This is a genomic window from Serratia sp. CY74737 (genome assembly GCF_052166775.1).
GTDB classification, from domain to species: Bacteria; Pseudomonadota; Gammaproteobacteria; order Enterobacterales; family Enterobacteriaceae; genus Serratia; species Serratia ureilytica.
The window spans coordinates 25,584-40,050 of sequence record NZ_JBJNOF010000022.1 but is presented as its reverse complement, the minus strand read 5'-3'; the positions used below and the strand labels follow the sequence as shown (position 1 = coordinate 40,050).

18 protein-coding genes are annotated in these 14,467 nt (G+C 60.0%); all 18 read left to right on the top strand.

What is annotated here, in order from left to right; all coding sequences use genetic code 11:
- Positions 1-8: 8 nt before the first annotated feature.
- Positions 9-374 (top strand): type IV conjugative transfer system pilin TraA, encoded by a 366-nt coding sequence (traA, locus tag ACJ8PE_RS24035; RefSeq protein WP_097103297.1) that lies wholly within the window; start codon positions 9-11, stop codon positions 372-374.
- 9 nt (positions 375-383) lie between these two features.
- Positions 384-689 carry a type IV conjugative transfer system protein TraL gene (traL, locus tag ACJ8PE_RS24030; RefSeq protein WP_038883523.1) on the top strand — a complete coding sequence of 102 codons (306 nt, stop codon included), beginning with the start codon at positions 384-386 and terminating at the stop codon, positions 687-689.
- Between the two features lie 9 nt (positions 690-698).
- Positions 699-1,265 (top strand): type IV conjugative transfer system protein TraE, encoded by a 567-nt coding sequence (gene traE / locus ACJ8PE_RS24025; protein ID WP_442536920.1) that lies wholly within the window; start codon positions 699-701, stop codon positions 1,263-1,265.
- Positions 1,252-1,998, top strand: coding sequence for a type-F conjugative transfer system secretin TraK (gene traK / locus ACJ8PE_RS24020; protein ID WP_442536919.1), 747 nt, complete (start codon positions 1,252-1,254; stop codon positions 1,996-1,998). Before traE ends, traK begins: the two co-directional genes overlap by 14 nt.
- Positions 1,985-3,382: an F-type conjugal transfer pilus assembly protein TraB gene (traB, locus tag ACJ8PE_RS24015; RefSeq protein ID WP_442536918.1), complete on the top strand. Its 1,398-nt coding sequence runs from the start codon at positions 1,985-1,987 to the stop codon at positions 3,380-3,382. Before traK ends, traB begins: the two co-directional genes overlap by 14 nt.
- 4 nt (positions 3,383-3,386) lie before the next feature.
- Positions 3,387-3,605: a hypothetical protein gene (locus tag ACJ8PE_RS24010; RefSeq protein WP_442536917.1), complete on the top strand. Its 219-nt coding sequence runs from the start codon at positions 3,387-3,389 to the stop codon at positions 3,603-3,605.
- Positions 3,602-3,988: a hypothetical protein gene (locus ACJ8PE_RS24005; protein WP_442536916.1), complete on the top strand. Its 387-nt coding sequence runs from the start codon at positions 3,602-3,604 to the stop codon at positions 3,986-3,988. Before ACJ8PE_RS24010 ends, ACJ8PE_RS24005 begins: the two co-directional genes overlap by 4 nt.
- A 9-nt stretch (positions 3,989-3,997) precedes the next feature.
- On the top strand, positions 3,998-4,552 hold the full coding sequence (gene traV / locus ACJ8PE_RS24000) for a type IV conjugative transfer system lipoprotein TraV (protein ID WP_442536915.1): 555 nt from the start codon (positions 3,998-4,000) through the stop codon (positions 4,550-4,552).
- A 12-nt stretch (positions 4,553-4,564) separates the two neighbouring features.
- Positions 4,565-7,195 carry a type IV secretion system protein TraC gene (gene traC / locus ACJ8PE_RS23995; protein ID WP_110147665.1) on the top strand — a complete coding sequence of 877 codons (2,631 nt, stop codon included), beginning with the start codon at positions 4,565-4,567 and terminating at the stop codon, positions 7,193-7,195.
- Positions 7,192-7,623, top strand: a complete 432-nt coding sequence (gene trbI / locus ACJ8PE_RS23990) for a type-F conjugative transfer system protein TrbI (RefSeq protein WP_442536914.1) — start codon at positions 7,192-7,194, stop codon at positions 7,621-7,623. Before traC ends, trbI begins: the two co-directional genes overlap by 4 nt.
- On the top strand, positions 7,620-8,474 hold the full coding sequence (locus tag ACJ8PE_RS23985) for a DsbA family protein (protein WP_442536913.1): 855 nt from the start codon (positions 7,620-7,622) through the stop codon (positions 8,472-8,474). The genes trbI and ACJ8PE_RS23985 overlap by 4 nt, the downstream gene beginning before the upstream one ends.
- Positions 8,467-8,892 carry an HNH endonuclease gene (locus ACJ8PE_RS23980; protein WP_125835646.1) on the top strand — a complete coding sequence of 142 codons (426 nt, stop codon included), beginning with the start codon at positions 8,467-8,469 and terminating at the stop codon, positions 8,890-8,892. The genes ACJ8PE_RS23985 and ACJ8PE_RS23980 overlap by 8 nt, the downstream gene beginning before the upstream one ends.
- Positions 8,885-9,538, top strand: coding sequence for a type-F conjugative transfer system protein TraW (gene traW, locus ACJ8PE_RS23975; RefSeq protein WP_442536912.1), 654 nt, complete (start codon positions 8,885-8,887; stop codon positions 9,536-9,538). Before ACJ8PE_RS23980 ends, traW begins: the two co-directional genes overlap by 8 nt.
- Positions 9,539-9,549: 11 nt before the next feature.
- Positions 9,550-9,915 carry a hypothetical protein gene (locus ACJ8PE_RS23970; protein ID WP_442536911.1) on the top strand — a complete coding sequence of 122 codons (366 nt, stop codon included), beginning with the start codon at positions 9,550-9,552 and terminating at the stop codon, positions 9,913-9,915.
- A complete protein-coding gene (gene traU, locus ACJ8PE_RS23965) occupies positions 9,912-10,910 on the top strand; it encodes a conjugal transfer pilus assembly protein TraU (protein WP_442536910.1) in 999 nt (332 codons plus the stop codon). The genes ACJ8PE_RS23970 and traU overlap by 4 nt, the downstream gene beginning before the upstream one ends.
- A gap of 10 nt (positions 10,911-10,920) precedes the next feature.
- A complete protein-coding gene (trbC, locus tag ACJ8PE_RS23960; protein ID WP_442536909.1) occupies positions 10,921-11,595 on the top strand; it encodes a type-F conjugative transfer system pilin assembly protein TrbC in 675 nt (224 codons plus the stop codon).
- Between the two features lie 169 nt (positions 11,596-11,764).
- Positions 11,765-13,669 (top strand): type-F conjugative transfer system mating-pair stabilization protein TraN, encoded by a 1,905-nt coding sequence (gene traN, locus ACJ8PE_RS23955; RefSeq protein ID WP_442536908.1) that lies wholly within the window; start codon positions 11,765-11,767, stop codon positions 13,667-13,669.
- Positions 13,670-13,710: 41 nt separating this feature from the next.
- A complete protein-coding gene (gene traF / locus ACJ8PE_RS23950) occupies positions 13,711-14,460 on the top strand; it encodes a type-F conjugative transfer system pilin assembly protein TraF (protein ID WP_442536939.1) in 750 nt (249 codons plus the stop codon).
- The last annotated feature ends 7 nt before the right edge of the window (positions 14,461-14,467 follow it).

Here is a 14,467-nt window from a genome sequence, read left to right as displayed (position 1 = left end):
ATTTAATAATGAATGCTTTATTAAGCGCTCAGGGGCCTTCTGTTGCCCAACGTCAGGGGTTTTCACTTCGTAAGCTGTTTTCTCGGCAACGCGTCGTGAATTTCCTCAAACTCGTTCTGCCTTTTGCCGTGCTGACCGCGTTGTTCCCGCAGCTGGCGTTGGCTGCGGGGGCTTCCGGTGACTTGCTTAAAACGGGTGACGATACCGTTAAGCAGACCGCCGGCAGCGGCTCCACCATGTACAAGTGGATCATCCTCGGTGAGGTCGTGACCGGGCTGTGCCTCTACGTCTTTACGCACAGCTTCAAGTTCCTGTTCGGCTTCATCATCCTGTCCATTATCGGCAACGTCGGCATGAAGGTCGCCGGCTACTGAGGAGGCGTTATGTCGGGAGACGATATCAATCTTTACCGTTTCCCGAAAACACTGAACAACCAGGGCCGCTGGTTTGGTTTAACCCCTGACGAATTAATTCCCATTGTGCTTTCTGCCTGCTGGTTCTTTTGGCAGGGCAAACAGATTGCGGGAATTATCGTGGCGGCTCTGGTTTATCTGGCAATACGCAAGGTTAAAAAAGGGAAGGGCAGCGTCTGGTTGCGCGATTTGGCGTACTGGTATCTGCCCACCTTTATGTTGCGTGACCTTTATAAAAAAGTGCCGCCTTCGTGTTTTCGGCAATGGATTAAATAGGGTGAGGGAATGAAACATTCAGCCAGACTTAATTCCAACAGGATTATCGCCCTGAGTTTCGTGTTACTCGGTGTGCTGTTATTCCTGAGCATTGTTTCTAACGTCATTCTCTCCGTAACCAATTACAAACTGCAGGGCGATCGTCAGGTCGTCGCCATACCCATGTTGTTCAAGGCGCCGTTTGCGATTTCAGAGAACAGTATGGACGCCGGCTATCTCGAGCAGATGGCGCTGAGCTTTGTCTCACTGCGTCTCAACGTCTCCCCTGAGACGGTTGATGCCTCGCATCAATTTCTGCTCACGATGGTCAAGCCCGCCTCGCAGAAGGAACTCAAGCTGACGCTGGCCAAGGAGGCCAACCAAATCAAAAAGAATGACGTTAATGCGGCGTTCTTTAAAACCGGTGTTCGCGTTTATCCCGCAGAAGGTCGAGTCGATATCCGCGGTGAACTCAAAACCTGGTTCGGCGACAGCAAGCCGGACTCGGTGCTCAAGCATTACGCCCTCTATATCGACAGAACTGACGGCGTGACCTGGCTGGCCAAATTTGTCGAGGTATCCGATGAAAACCAATAACCCCGTCCACGGATGGCTGATTGTCTGTGCGCTGATCGCTGCCGGCACTGCACAGGCCGGCACGGTGCTGGCGCCGGTCACCATTCCTTTGCAGAACGGCAGTCAGGCGGCCGTGGCGCTGAGTAACAGTGAACCCAACCTGTTCAACGTCCCCGGTGACAGCGTATTGGCAGTGTCCGGCGTTGACGAGAACCTGGTGCGGTATGAACCGACCGCCAACGGCGGGCTGGTGCTCAGTACGCTCAACAAAAAGCCCTTCACCTTCGTCATTGAAACTGAGCGCGGGATGAATTTCTCCATTCGCGCAGTCCCACGCGCCGGCAGTGGCCGCACGTTCCAGCTGGTCAGTGGTGATCGTGGCGTGTCCGAGCCTGCCCGGATCTGGGAACAGTCACAGCCGTATGAGTCGATGCTGGTCGACCTCAACCGGTCACTGATGGAAGGGGGGGTGCCGGTAGGTTATGGCCAGGTGCCGGTGACCGCCGAGCAGCTGGCTGCGCCTTATGGTCTGCGTGCCGAAGCTGCTCAGGTCTGGAAAGGGCACAACCTCAAGGTGGTGCGCTTTACCGTGACTAATCCCGGCACGTCCCCGCGTTGGGTAAACGAGCACGATTTCTGGACGGCCGGGGTGCGGGCGGTGATGTTTGACACGCCAACCCGCCAGATAGTTGCCGGCGGCCGCGCAGGTGTGTGGATCACCTTCTCCGGGGAGGCCGCCGATGGCCAACATTAATGTCATCGTCAAACGCAAACAGTTCCTGTGGGCGGCCGGCGTTGCGCTGTCGCTTGCCGCGGCCGTGGGCGTGGGCTGGTACGTCTCGCAGGACGGTGAGAGTGAACCGACGCAGGCCAGCGAACCGGCCCCGGATCTGACCGGGGTGGTGGACAACACCTTCGGCGAGCGGGCGACCGAAAACGCCATCACGCAAACCCAGGTGGCGCAGGCCGAAATCAACAAGCAGTTCTCGTCGCTGCGTCAGGAGATCGACATGCTGAGTAAGGCGCACCAGGAAGACCAGAAGCGCATCAGCACACTGGAAGACGAAAACCGCAAGCTCAATAACCAGACAGGTGGCGACGGGAGCCCAACACCAGGGAGCACCACGCCCGGCGCCACCGCCATTCCCCCTCTTGCTGCCGGTGTTACGCCGGAAGGTGAGCCGATGCCGTCAGCTTTCCCTCCGGCGCCAGGCGGCCCGGTGCCGCCGCCAACCGCCTTCTATCCGGGGCGCGGCGCGGTTCCTCCGCCGGTGGTGGACTACACGCCTGTTCCGGTGCCGGGCCAGTTATATCGCAAGGTGCTGCGCCCGAAAGACGCCGGCAAGCCAAAGAAGAAGTACCCCTATATCCCGACCGGCAGCTTTGCCAAATCCATCCTGATTGAGGGGGCGGATGCCAACGCCTCGGTGACCGGGAACACGGCCACGGTGCCGATGCAGGTACGGTTGACCGGCCGGATCGAGATGCCGAACAGCAAGACCTACGACGCGACCGGCTGCTTTATCAGCATGGAGGCCTACGGTGACGTCTCCAGCGAACGCGCCATCGTGCGCACCCGCAAAATCAGCTGCATCCGCGGTGACGACATTATCGATCAGGACATCGACGGTCACGTTTCCTTTATGGGCAAGAACGGCGTCAAGGGTGAGGTGGTGATGCGTAACGGCAAAATCCTCGGCTTTGCCTGGGGCGCCGGGTTCCTTGATGGGTTAGGTGAAGGTGCCGGCCGGGCGGCGCAGCCGACCGTTGGCCTGGGCGCAACGGCCAGCATGGGCGCCGGCGACATTGCCAAATCGGCCCTGGGCGGGGGCGCCAGCAAGGCGGCGTCGACCCTCAGCGACTACTACATCAAGCGCGCCGAACAGTATCACCCGGTGATTCCGATCGGCGCCGGCAATGAGGTCACGGTGGTGTTCCAGGAAGGCTTCCAGATGAAAACCATCGAGGAAGTGGCGGCGGAAAAAGAGAGCCGTCAGCAGGCGCAGATCGACGGGGGCGATCAGTCCAAGTCCGGGCAGAACCTGAACGGCTTCAACACCGATCAGATGCTGAACCATCTTGGCAAGGTTGATCCGGCCCAGTTCGGACTAGGCACATCAACAACAGGAGAGCGGTGACACCATGAATAACAACGATAGACCCACTATCCAGCATTTCGATGACTTTCCCTTCCTGGGTGTCGCTTCTGCAGAAATCGGGAACCTCGTCGTCTGTGGCCGAACCGGCGCGGGGAAAACAACGCTGATGCAGTCCATCGTGGATAAATACAGCGCGGATGCCGTGCGGCAGGGCATTTCTATTGCACCGACACCGCCTTCTGAGGATGAGGCCAAATCATGACTGAACGAAAAATGACGGGGTTATATGTCTTTTTATTGCTGGCCTGGTGGGGTGGTTGGCTTGCGCTCGATGCGTGGCGCATTGATAACCTGCTGACCGATGCCGACAAGTGGGCCGGTTTTCGGCGTGACATCCTCTGGTGTGCGGGGTCGGCGGCGCTCTCCTTAATTTTCTTAATGACGGGTCCCAACAAAAAATCCTCTGTTTACGCACTGTCAGTATGCCTGGCACTGATAGTGCCCATCTCGGTCGCAATCGTTGCCGGGAGTTCTTTCATTCACTTGGAGTTTGATGTGCCGACGTTCTTGATGGCGCATACATGCGCCGGATGGGTAATGACTCTGGCTGTACCGTTAGTGACTTTTTTCTCTGTCAGGGTTTAAGGAGACTCAATGAAAACGCACATCATGAAATCACTGCTTTTACTCCCCGTATTAGGTGGCGTGCTGCTGCTGGCTGGTTGTGCCGGCGTCAGCAGCGAGTTCGGCTGTAACGCCACCACCTCCGACAGCTGCATGACGATGGAGCAGGCCAACGAGAAAGCCAAGTCACTGGAAGAGGGCAGCGGAGCAAAGCCGGCTGCGGCCGCATTGCCTCGCTTGGCTGACGGCGACTTTGCGGCGATTGGTCGGGATACCGGCCCGGTGCCGGTTGCGGTCGGCCGTTCGTCACGCTTGCTGTCCCGTCAGGGAGCTGTATCCCCGGCGCCAGCGGTGCCTGCGTATCCGGCGATCGCTGCGCCGGCCTCTATCGTGACGACCGTCAGCACCTGCACCTTGCCGCGCTGTGCCGGTGTCGGTAGCACCCGCCCGGCCCGCCAGGCCGAGCAGACCGCGCAGTTGTGGATCGCGCCCTGGATTGACAGCCAGGACGTCTATCACCAGCCGGGCAAGGTGCTGTTCGTGGTTAAACCGGCCGTCTGGGGCAAGCCCCAGTCCGTGTATTGACAGGAGTCCTTCATGAATTTGCTCGACAAGGTCACCCATACGGCCAACAGCCTGCTGTCGGCGCTCAAAATGCCCGATGCGTCCAGTCAGGCCAACCAGCTGCTCGGCGATATGCGTTTCCCGCAGCTGAGCAGCCTGTTGCCTTATCGTGATTATGACGAAAGCTCGGGGCTGTTCATCAATGACGGCTCTATCGGTTTCATGCTGGAAGTGCAGCCGCTGACCGGCGCCAGCCCGACCGAGGTGCTGGCGATTGAGAGCCTGCTGCGTACCAAACTGCCGCGCGGCGTACCGCTGTCCATCCATCTGATGTCCAGCAAGCGCGTGGGTGACCACATCGAGTCCGGCCTGCGTGATTTCTCCTGGTCGGGACGGGATGCAGACAAGTTCAATGCCATCACCCGCGCCTTTTACCTGACGGCGGCGGAAGACCGATTTGCGCTGCCCCTGGGGGTTGATATCCCGTTGACCCTGCGTAATTACCGGGTGTTCATCTCGATGTGCATCAAGGCCAGGCGCAATAACAAGGCCGCCTTTTTACAGATGGAGAACCTGGTGAAGGTCCTGCGCGCGTCACTGATGGGCGCCAAGATACCTTCCCGGCCGGTTGACGCCGGCGCCTTTATCAACGTGGTTGGCGAGATGATCAACCACGATCCCGATCAGTTGTATGACACGAAACGCACGCTCGACCCCTATCAGGATTTGAACTTTCAGTGCATCGACAACGGTTTTGGTATGAACGTTTATCCTGACTGCCTCAAGATAAACTTGCGCAGTGCGGGCCGTGAGAACGAGAGCGTGGCACGGGTGATGAATTTCCAGCTGGAAAAGAACCCAGACATGGCATTTTTGTGGGCCAGTGCCGACAACTACGGCAACCTGCTGAACCCCGAGTTGTCGATCGCGTGCCCGTTCATCATCACGCTGACGATGGTGGTCGAAGAGCAGGAGAAGAACCAGTTCGAGGCCAACCGCAAATACCTCGACCTGGAGAAAAAATCCCGTACGTCCTACGCCAAGGTGTTCCCGAACGTAGTGGCAGAAGCCAAAGAGTGGGGAGAGCTGCGCGAGGCGCTGTCGTCCAATCAGACGGCGCTGGCCTCTTACTTCTACAACGTCACGGTATTTTGCGAAGACAACGATAACGTGGCACTGCGCTGTGAGCAGGATGTCATCAACACCTACCGCAAAAACGGTATCGACCTGATCGCCCCACGGTTCAAGCAGCACTGGAATTTCCTGGCCTGCCTGCCGTTCATGGCGCATCACGGCGTGCTGGACGACCTGCGCAAGCACGGCGCGGTGCACCGGGCCAAGACGCTGAACGTGGTCAATCTGATGCCGGTGGTGGCCGATAATCGTCTGGCACCGTCCGGCCTGCTGGCGCCCACCTACCGCAACCAGCTGGCGTTTATCGATATCTACGCCAAGGGCATGAAAAACCCCAACTACAACATGGCGGTGTGCGGGACGTCCGGCGCCGGTAAAACCGGACTTATTCAGCCGATGATCCGCAGCGTGATCGACGCCGGTGGTGTGGCCTGGGTGTTTGATATGGGCGCGGGCTACAAATCGCTTTGCGAGAACATGGGCGGCGTCTACATCGATGCCGAGTCGCTCAAGTTCAACCCCTTTGCCAACATCGTCAACATTAATGAAAGCGCGGAACGCCTGCGCGATCAGCTGTCGGTGATGGCCAGCCCGGACGGCAACCTGGATGAAGTCTCCGAGTCCCTGCTGTTGATGGCGGCGAAAGCGGCCTGGCTTTCCAAGGGACGTTCGGCGCGCATCGATGACGTAGTGGATTTCCTGAAAGAAGCCATGGATGCCGAGGAGTACCGCCAGTCACCGCCGATCCGCACGCGTATTCACGAGATGACCATCCTGCTCGACAAATACACCCGTGGGGGCATTCATGGCGAGTTCTTCAACTCGGACGAACCGACGCTGCATGATGACGCCCGTATGGTGGTGCTGGAAATGGGCAGTCTGGAAGACCGGCCCGATCTGCTGGTCGCCGTGATGTTCTCCCTCATCATCTTTATCGAAGGCCGGATGTATCAGACGTCGCGTAAGACCAAAAAGCTCTGTGTCATCGACGAGGGCTGGCGCCTGCTGGACTTTGAGAACAAGAAGGTCGGCAAGTTCATCGAGAAAGGCTACCGCGTGGCCCGTAAACACGGCGGTGCCTACATCACCATCACGCAGAACATCAAGGACTTTGACTCCGAAGAGGCATCGAGCGCGGCGCGGGCTGCCTGGGCCAACTCGGCGTACAAAGTCATCCTGATGCAGGAGGCGATGGCGTTCAAAAACTACAACCAGGAGTACCCGAACAATTTCAGTCAGTTGGAGCAGGACGTCATCAATCGCTTCGACGATGCGGTGGCGCAGGGCTTCAGCTCGTTCCTGTTGATGGTGAACGGGCGCAGTTCCTGGCACCGACTGTTTGTCGATCCACTCAGCCGCGCCCTGTATTCGTCGCGCGGGGAAGACTTTGAGTTTATCCAGAGTCGGCGCGCGCAGGGAATGTCGGTACACGATGCCGTTTACGCGCTGGCCTGTCAGGAGTTTGGTGACGAGATGGCCCGATTGGAGCAGTGGGTCGAGCGGCAGGCTAACCGGAGGATGGCGGCATGACAGGCACTGAACTGCAGGTGATTGAGCAGGGGAGCGCGGGCGGACAACGGTCAGACCGCCGGCTGGTGCTGTGGGGTTGCGGCGCGGTGGTACTGGCCGTGCTGCTGAGCAGCCTGGTGGCGCTGTGGCTGGTGCAGCGCCAGCCGGTGATTGTCACGTTCAACATGAAGCAGACCATGGAAGCGTTCTATGAGAGCGCTGGGAAAAAAGCGCTGCCACCGGAGCAAAGCAAACAACTGGCAGAACGGTTTACCGGTGCGCTGGAGGCCAGTATCACGCACTACCAGCAGCGCAACAACGTGATCATTCTGGTATCGCCGGCGGTTGTGGGCGGGGCAAAAGACGTGACGCGCGAGTTGCAGCGGGATATTGCTGCCCGCATGCAGCGGGGCAATATCGCCCGTGTAGGTAAGGAGGCAAACCTATGAATAGTTCAGCAATCAGTTTTATGGCGGGCTTTATTCTTTGTTTAATAGTCATGTTCGCTTCGAACCGGTTGATGGAACAAGCGCCAGCCACCATTACGGCGGCTCCAGGGGTGTTTACCCCGGCTCAGCAGGATGCTATCGGGCCACTTGCCCGCGATTACCTGCTGGCGCACCCGGACATCCTGCTGCAGATGAGCGAAAAGCTGGAGGCGCAGCAACAGACCGCAGCCAATCGCACGGTGCAAACCGCGTTGACCACGCAGCCGGAACTGCAGGCGACGTTATTGCACGATCCGGCGACGCCGGTTGTACATCCTGACGGCGGCGTGACCGTGGTGCAGTTCTTCGACTATCAGTGCATCTGGTGCGCGCGTATGGCGCCGGTGGTGGCCGACTTTGTGCGGGACAATCCCGATGTGCGTTTCGTGTTCAAGGAATTCCCCATTTTCGGCAGTCGCTGGCCGATGTCGGTGCAGGCGGCACGCACCGGCCTGACGCTGTGGCAGCTCAAGGGCGGTGAGGCTTATCTTGCCTACCACAATGCGGTGTTTGCCTCCGGTGAGAACGAAGGGCGGTTGTCGCAACACACGCTTAATGCGGCGCTCCTGGCGGCCGGCGCCGCGCCGATGACCGTACTGCCCGAGACGGAGAAAACGTTGCTGGCCACACGTGAGCTGGCCCAGCAGCTGAACATCAGCGGCACCCCCGCTTTTATCGTTATGCCGACCCGTGATGCACGTGCGGATCAGGTGACGCCGCTTTACGGCGCCGTGGATGTGAAGGCGTTGCAGTCGGCGGTTGCGCAGGCAAAACAAGCGGATATTCCCTCACAGGCGGTGCCGCATGGCTAAATTGACCAAAGCACAACGCGCGGTATTGCGCGAGAAGTTTGGCGGCCGATGCGCCTACTGCGGTTGTGAACTGCCGGAGAAAGGCTGGCATGCCGATCACCTCGAGCCGGTGATGCGAGAATCCGAGCAGGACATGGCCGCCGCCGAAAAAGGTCTGTTCAAACTGAAAGCGACCGGCAAGGTTTTGCATGAAAGCCGCGATGCAATCGAGAACCTCAACCCGGCGTGCGCCCCGTGCAACCTGTTCAAAACGACTTTCAGCCTCGAGACGTTCCGCGAGCAGATAGCGGCGCAAGCTGAGCGAGCGCGGGCTTACAGCGTCAATTTCCGCACTGCCGAGCGCTTCGGGTTGATTGAAGTCAAACCCGCGCCCGTCGTGTTTTGGTTCGAACGGTATCAGGAGGCAGAGCGTGGCTAAGCCTTTACGTAAAAGCCTGCTGATAGTGGTGCTCGGACTTTCTCAGCTTACGAGCATGGCGGTGGCCAAAGACTTCGGCACCTGGGGCGACCTGTACCCGGTGGCCGAGCCTGACATGCTGCAGACCATTCACGAACGTCTGACCGCGCTGCAGCGCAGCGGCCGTTGGGATGAGGAAATGACGGCGTTCAAAGCGCGCACCGTGAAGCATAGCCAGCGGCCTGAGCCGGTCGCCGGCATCGGAAAAACCGAGCGCTATGCCGAACGCTTCTTCGACCCGAGCGTGCAGCTCTCTTCTGATCTGAAAGACGACAAGGGGCGGGTGTTTGCCCGCAAGGGCGACGTTATCAACCCGCTGGCCACCGTGCCATTCGCGCAGACGCTGTATTTCATCGACGGCGACGATCCGCAGCAGGTTGCCTGGATGAAGGCACAGCAGCCAGAGACCCTGATGGTGAAGATCATTCTGATCAACGGCGACGTTCCCAAGACCTCTGCTGCGCTGGACAGCCGTATCTACTTCGATCAGGGCGGGGCGCTGTCGCGCCGGTTCGGGCTGACGACGGTGCCGGCGCGCATCACGGCGGCACCGAGCGGCCTGCGGCTGCGTATCGAATCCATTCCTGCCGCCGGCAGCGCGAACTGAAGGGGATAAGCATGTTTGTGACACGTAAACGTTTTATTGCGACCGAGAATCAGCTGCAGAGCTGTCGCCAATTGCTGGCCGCGCGCCACGGCGAGTTGATGGCCATCCGCCAGGCGGCGTCGGCAAAGGGTGGGATCTACAAATGCATTCTGGAGTGCCGTGAGGTCGCCCATGAGCTGCGTGAACAGCTGCCTGCCGATCAGGACGGCCACAGCCCTTATTTGTTCGACAAGCTGGCGCTTATCGACAGTCTGCTGGGCACCCTGGCGGCGTTGTTACCGCCGCAGGATGAGGCACGTCCCACCGCCCGGATGGTTGCCGCCGGTGATGTGCAAGAGATCTACCGGGGAACGCATTGCCAGGAGCGTCGCGCATGATCCGTTGCTGGCTCTCGGCGTTGCTGGTCGCGGCAGGCCTGTTTTCGGCACCGTCTCAGGCAGCGGATGCGGCCTGTCAGGGGCGCTTTGTTAACCCGATCACCGATATCTGCTGGCGCTGCATCTTCCCGCTCTCGATTGGGAGCATTCCGGTCGGGAAAGGGGATTTGCCGGATACCGGCAATCCGGGCAGCCCAATCCAGTTCTGCCCCATGCCGCCGCCGATTTTTCAGCGTATCGGGATGGCGATGGGGTACTGGGAGCCGATGGCCATGACTGACGTGACCCGTTCGCCGGGCTGCATGGTCAACCTGGGCGGTTTCAGCATCAACCTTGGCAAGATTGGCACCGGCACCGGCGGCAGCAGCGGCAAGGGGGACGTGACCACCGCGTTCTATCACGTCCACTGGTACAAGTACCCGTTGACCTACTGGCTGAACATCATCACCTCCGCGGGCTGCCTGCAGGGTGGGGACATGGATATCGCCTACCTGTCGGAAATCGATCCGACCTGGGTGGACAGCAGCCTGACCACCATTCTCAACCCGGAAGCCGTGGTCTTTGCCAACCCGCTGGCGCAGGGCGCCTGCGCGGCCGACGCCATTGCCAGCGGCTTCCATCTGCCGATCGACGCATTGTTCTGGTGCGCCGGCAGTCAGGGCTCGATGTACCCGTTCAACGGCTGGGTCGCGAAGGAAATCAGCCCGCTGCAGTCGTCGGTGCTGGTCTCGGAAAAAATGGCGTTCAAGCTGCACCGCCAGGGGCAAATCATGGAGTCCATCGGCAAAGACCGGGCGGTCTGTTTCGAGTATCCGTCGCCGATCATGCCGAAAGAGCGCTGGCGTTATCAGATGGTGAACATGTACCCGGACAGCGCCCGCTGTCACCCGATGGGGCGCAGCGTGATGCGCTGGGAAGTGGGCCACAACTCGCCGGCCAGCAAGAAGAACTTCGGCTACGTCATGTGGCGCAAGCGTAACTGCGTCTTTTTATAAGGAGAAGGCCATGACGACATACAGCAAGGCTATAGGGCTGCTGACAGTGCTCCTGACGGCGGCAACCGTACCGATGATCGCTGTCGGGCAAACGGCGGCAGACTCTGTTGCTACCGCACAGCAGCAGGCGACCGTCCCGGTGGACAGTAACCGGGCATGGCTGCGCGAGCAGGAAAAGCGCTCGGCTGACCTGCACCAAAACACCCCGGTACCGGAGTTCCTGCGTAATCAGCCGCCGCGTTCGCTGGCCCAGGACGACCAGTCCTTTATTGACCAACTGGCCGCGAAGCAGCGTCAGGACGCAACAGAACAACCGGCCGAGGGGGCGCTGTACTTCGTGTCCTTCGCTATTCCCGAAGAGGGCATGCGTCGCATGCTGCAAGAGGCGCGTCGATTCGGCATTCCGGCCACGTTGCGCGGCATGGTGAATGGCGACATGCGCGAAACGGTGCAGCGGGTGCAAAAACTGGTGGAAGCCGGCGGCATTGACGGCGTGCAAATCGACCCGCAGCCCTACAGTCAGTTCGGCATCACCGCCGTGCCGGCGTTGGTCGTGCGCTGCGCGGCCGGTTTTGATGTGGTGCGCGGCAACCTGCTGATGGCGCAGGCGCTGAAGAAGGTCGCCAAAGACGGCGACTGCGCCGCCTCGGCTCAGGCATTACTGGATAAGGCAGGTGTGAAATGAGCGGCAGCGTGAATATGGACATGTTTGGCACGCCTCTACAGAAGTTGTTTTCACTGATGCAACTGACATTGGTTATCGCGGGGCTCATGGGGCTCGTACTGCTGTTATGGCTGCTATTCAGGGCTCTAATGCCGAAAAAAAACAATAAAAAAAGCAGGAGGAAGGACAAATGACCCACCTGGTGAAATCTCTGCCCGGTCTGCTGGCGACACATGCCCTGGTGCTGGGGACGTTTATCTTCGCCACCGGCGATTGCCGCGCGCAAGGTGATGACGTGTTCCAGACCGGCAGCGAGTTTGCCAAACAGGTCGCCGGTCAGGGCACAGGTACGCTGCAGAACACCAACCCGGCCAACGTGCTGCCGAACTACACCGACAACCCGAAAGAGAAGGGGTATTACGGCGGTGTCACGGCCGGGGATGCCAACAACCTAAAGACCGACGGCGGCACCGCCTGGGGACAGACCGAGGTCGGGCAGGCGGTGACCGATTCGGTGCTCAAGAACCCTAAGGAGCCGATTTCTCACGATGCGCCCTTTATTCAGGCCGGCAAGGAGATTGAAGGCAAGGCCGAGAGCATCGTCGGCAAGACCGGCCCGGACTGCAAGGCCGAACAGGTAACCCGCAGTGAGTTCACCCGCCATGTGTGCGAGCGTGATACGGCGGTGATGCGTACCTGCGAACGTGCCACCGACATCGGTGGCCACCATGAGACCCGTTATGAAGACCGTAACGCGCACATCGACAAATCGATGATCCGTTGGTGGAAAGAGGGCAACCGCATTCACGGCACCTTTACGGCGCCGTTTACCGGCAAGCTCACTACGGGGTCGATATACCTCGAGCTGCAGGACGATCTGCACAGCTATGGCGTGCCGCTGGCCTTTTCACTGCTGGGGAATGAGGTGCGCTATGGCCGTCAGGACTGGGGCAGCCGGCCGCTGAACGTCGGTAACGTCACGCTCACGCAGGGTCAGCAGGTCGATATATTCCTCACCATGGATCCCGGTGGCCACCTGGATACCTTCCTGGATGCGATGGTCAGGCAACTGAGCGGCGGCGCGGGCGGTTCGCCAATGGTGTTCTACGTGAAGTTCGACGGCAGTTCATCGGTGCAGGTCTGGGTGCCGACCACGTCGACGCCGGCCGACTGCCCACTGGCGCAGGAGGCCGGGGCGGTGAAGGTCAATACCGTCTGCAGTGAGCCGGGCGGCGAACGAACCGTTACGGTCAACGGCCAGACCTACCCGGTGTGGGCCAGCTGCTGGCGCTTTACCGACACCTATCGGTTGCAGGAGGCCGGCCAGGGCAGCTGCGAAGCCTATGCCAACAATCCGGCCTGCACTATTGCCACGCACGGCTGTGCCTTCTCCGATGAGTATGGCCAGTGCCTGCATGAGAACGTGACCTACTCCTGCGAAACCCGCACCACCGGGAATGTGATGTTGTGCGGTGGCCAGATGTACTGCCTGGACGGGGAGTGCGACAAAACCCAAAAAGGCACCCAGGGCAACGACTTTGCGCACGCCGTTTCCGAGCTGGCCGCGGTGGCGGCTGCCGGCAAGGACGTGGCGGCCCTGAACGGTATCGATGTGCGCGCCTTCACCGGTAAGGGGCAGTCCTGCCGCAAGGCGTTTGCCGGCTTTAGCGATTGCTGCAAGGACTCCGGGTGGGGTAACAGCGTCGGGCTGGCGCACTGCGACAGCGAGGAGAAGGCACTGGGCAAGGCGAAAGAGAACAAATTGACCGTCAGCGTCGGCGAATACTGCAGCAAGAAAGTGCTGGGTGTCTGCCTGCAGAAGAAGCGCAGCTACTGCCAGTTCGACAGCAAGCTGGCGCAGATTGTTCAGCAGCAGGGGCGCGCGTGGCAGCTGGGTATCGGCTTTGGCGACGCAAAATCACCGGACTGCCGGGGCATTTCCGTAGACGAGCTGCAGCGCATCAACTTCGACCAGCTGGACTTTGCCAATTTCTATGAAGACCTGATGAAGAACCAGAAGGTGCCCGAAGACGCGGCACTGCTGGAGAAGGTTAAGCAGCAAATCGCACAACGTATGCAGGAGGCAGCCAAGTGAAAACGCGCGGGACTTCAAATGTCAATTTGGCGGCACGCGGGTTGGCCAACCGCAGGGCGGCAGCATTGTTGGGTCTGAGCCTGCTGGGCGCGGCGTTCACTGCGCAGGCCGGCGGCTGGCAGTGGTATGAGCGGGAGGCCAAACCCGCTGACGACGAGATGCCACCGCAGGCTGCAGCCCCGGCCGCACCGGCCGGGGCACTGGAAAAGCTGCAGCTGCTGCAGCAGTCGCTCAAGGAGAAGCTGGCGGACGCCATCCTGTACCCGAGTACCGAGAACTTCGTGAAGTTCTTCCAGATGCAGAACTATTTCACCCAGCAGGCGGGACTTTTTGAGCGCTCCGCGCAGCGCGCGTTCCTGGCGCACCCGGAGCTGGATTACAACCTGAAATACAGCCACTACAACGGCACGGTGAAAAGCCAGCTGGCCGCTGACTTTGCTGCCCAGCGCGAGGCCATCGGCCAGTTGGCGCAGCGTTATGGCGTGATGCTGTTTTATCGCGGCGCCGAGCCTATCGACGGCCAGCTGGTCAGCGTGGTGAAAGGCTTTCGTGACAGCTACGGACTGTCGGTGGTGCCGGTGACCGTCGACGGGGTGGTCAATCCCGCCATGCCGGAGAGTCGGCGTGATGCGGGGCAGGCGCAGCGGCTGGGCGTCAGTCACTTCCCGGCACTGATGCTGGTTGATCCGCGCAGCGGGGCAGTCAAGCCGCTGGCCTACGGCTTTATCAGTCAGGACGACCTGGCGCGGCAGTTCCGCGACGTGTTGACCGATTTCAAACCGAACTATTAAAGGAACG

Excerpts from the sequence above, each read along its gene's own strand:
- traC (WP_110147665.1), top strand. The coding sequence starts at position 4,565 with ATGAATTTGCTCGACAAGGTCACCCATACGGCCAACAGCCTGCTGTCG.
- ACJ8PE_RS23980 (WP_125835646.1), top strand. The coding sequence starts at position 8,467 with ATGGCTAAATTGACCAAAGCACAACGCGCGGTATTGCGCGAGAAGTTT.
- traU (WP_442536910.1), top strand. The coding sequence starts at position 9,912 with ATGATCCGTTGCTGGCTCTCGGCGTTGCTGGTCGCGGCAGGCCTGTTT.
- ACJ8PE_RS23970 (WP_442536911.1), top strand. The coding sequence starts at position 9,550 with ATGTTTGTGACACGTAAACGTTTTATTGCGACCGAGAATCAGCTGCAG.
- trbC (WP_442536909.1), top strand. The coding sequence starts at position 10,921 with ATGACGACATACAGCAAGGCTATAGGGCTGCTGACAGTGCTCCTGACG.
- ACJ8PE_RS23985 (WP_442536913.1), top strand. The coding sequence starts at position 7,620 with ATGAATAGTTCAGCAATCAGTTTTATGGCGGGCTTTATTCTTTGTTTA.
- ACJ8PE_RS24005 (WP_442536916.1), top strand. The coding sequence starts at position 3,602 with ATGACTGAACGAAAAATGACGGGGTTATATGTCTTTTTATTGCTGGCC.
- traV (WP_442536915.1), top strand. The coding sequence starts at position 3,998 with ATGAAAACGCACATCATGAAATCACTGCTTTTACTCCCCGTATTAGGT.
- traL (WP_038883523.1), top strand. The coding sequence starts at position 384 with ATGTCGGGAGACGATATCAATCTTTACCGTTTCCCGAAAACACTGAAC.
- traE (WP_442536920.1), top strand. The coding sequence starts at position 699 with ATGAAACATTCAGCCAGACTTAATTCCAACAGGATTATCGCCCTGAGT.
- trbI (WP_442536914.1), top strand. The coding sequence starts at position 7,192 with ATGACAGGCACTGAACTGCAGGTGATTGAGCAGGGGAGCGCGGGCGGA.
- traK (WP_442536919.1), top strand. The coding sequence starts at position 1,252 with ATGAAAACCAATAACCCCGTCCACGGATGGCTGATTGTCTGTGCGCTG.
- traN (WP_442536908.1), top strand. The coding sequence starts at position 11,765 with ATGACCCACCTGGTGAAATCTCTGCCCGGTCTGCTGGCGACACATGCC.
- traA (WP_097103297.1), top strand. The coding sequence starts at position 9 with ATGAATGCTTTATTAAGCGCTCAGGGGCCTTCTGTTGCCCAACGTCAG.
- traB (WP_442536918.1), top strand. The coding sequence starts at position 1,985 with ATGGCCAACATTAATGTCATCGTCAAACGCAAACAGTTCCTGTGGGCG.
- ACJ8PE_RS24010 (WP_442536917.1), top strand. The coding sequence starts at position 3,387 with ATGAATAACAACGATAGACCCACTATCCAGCATTTCGATGACTTTCCC.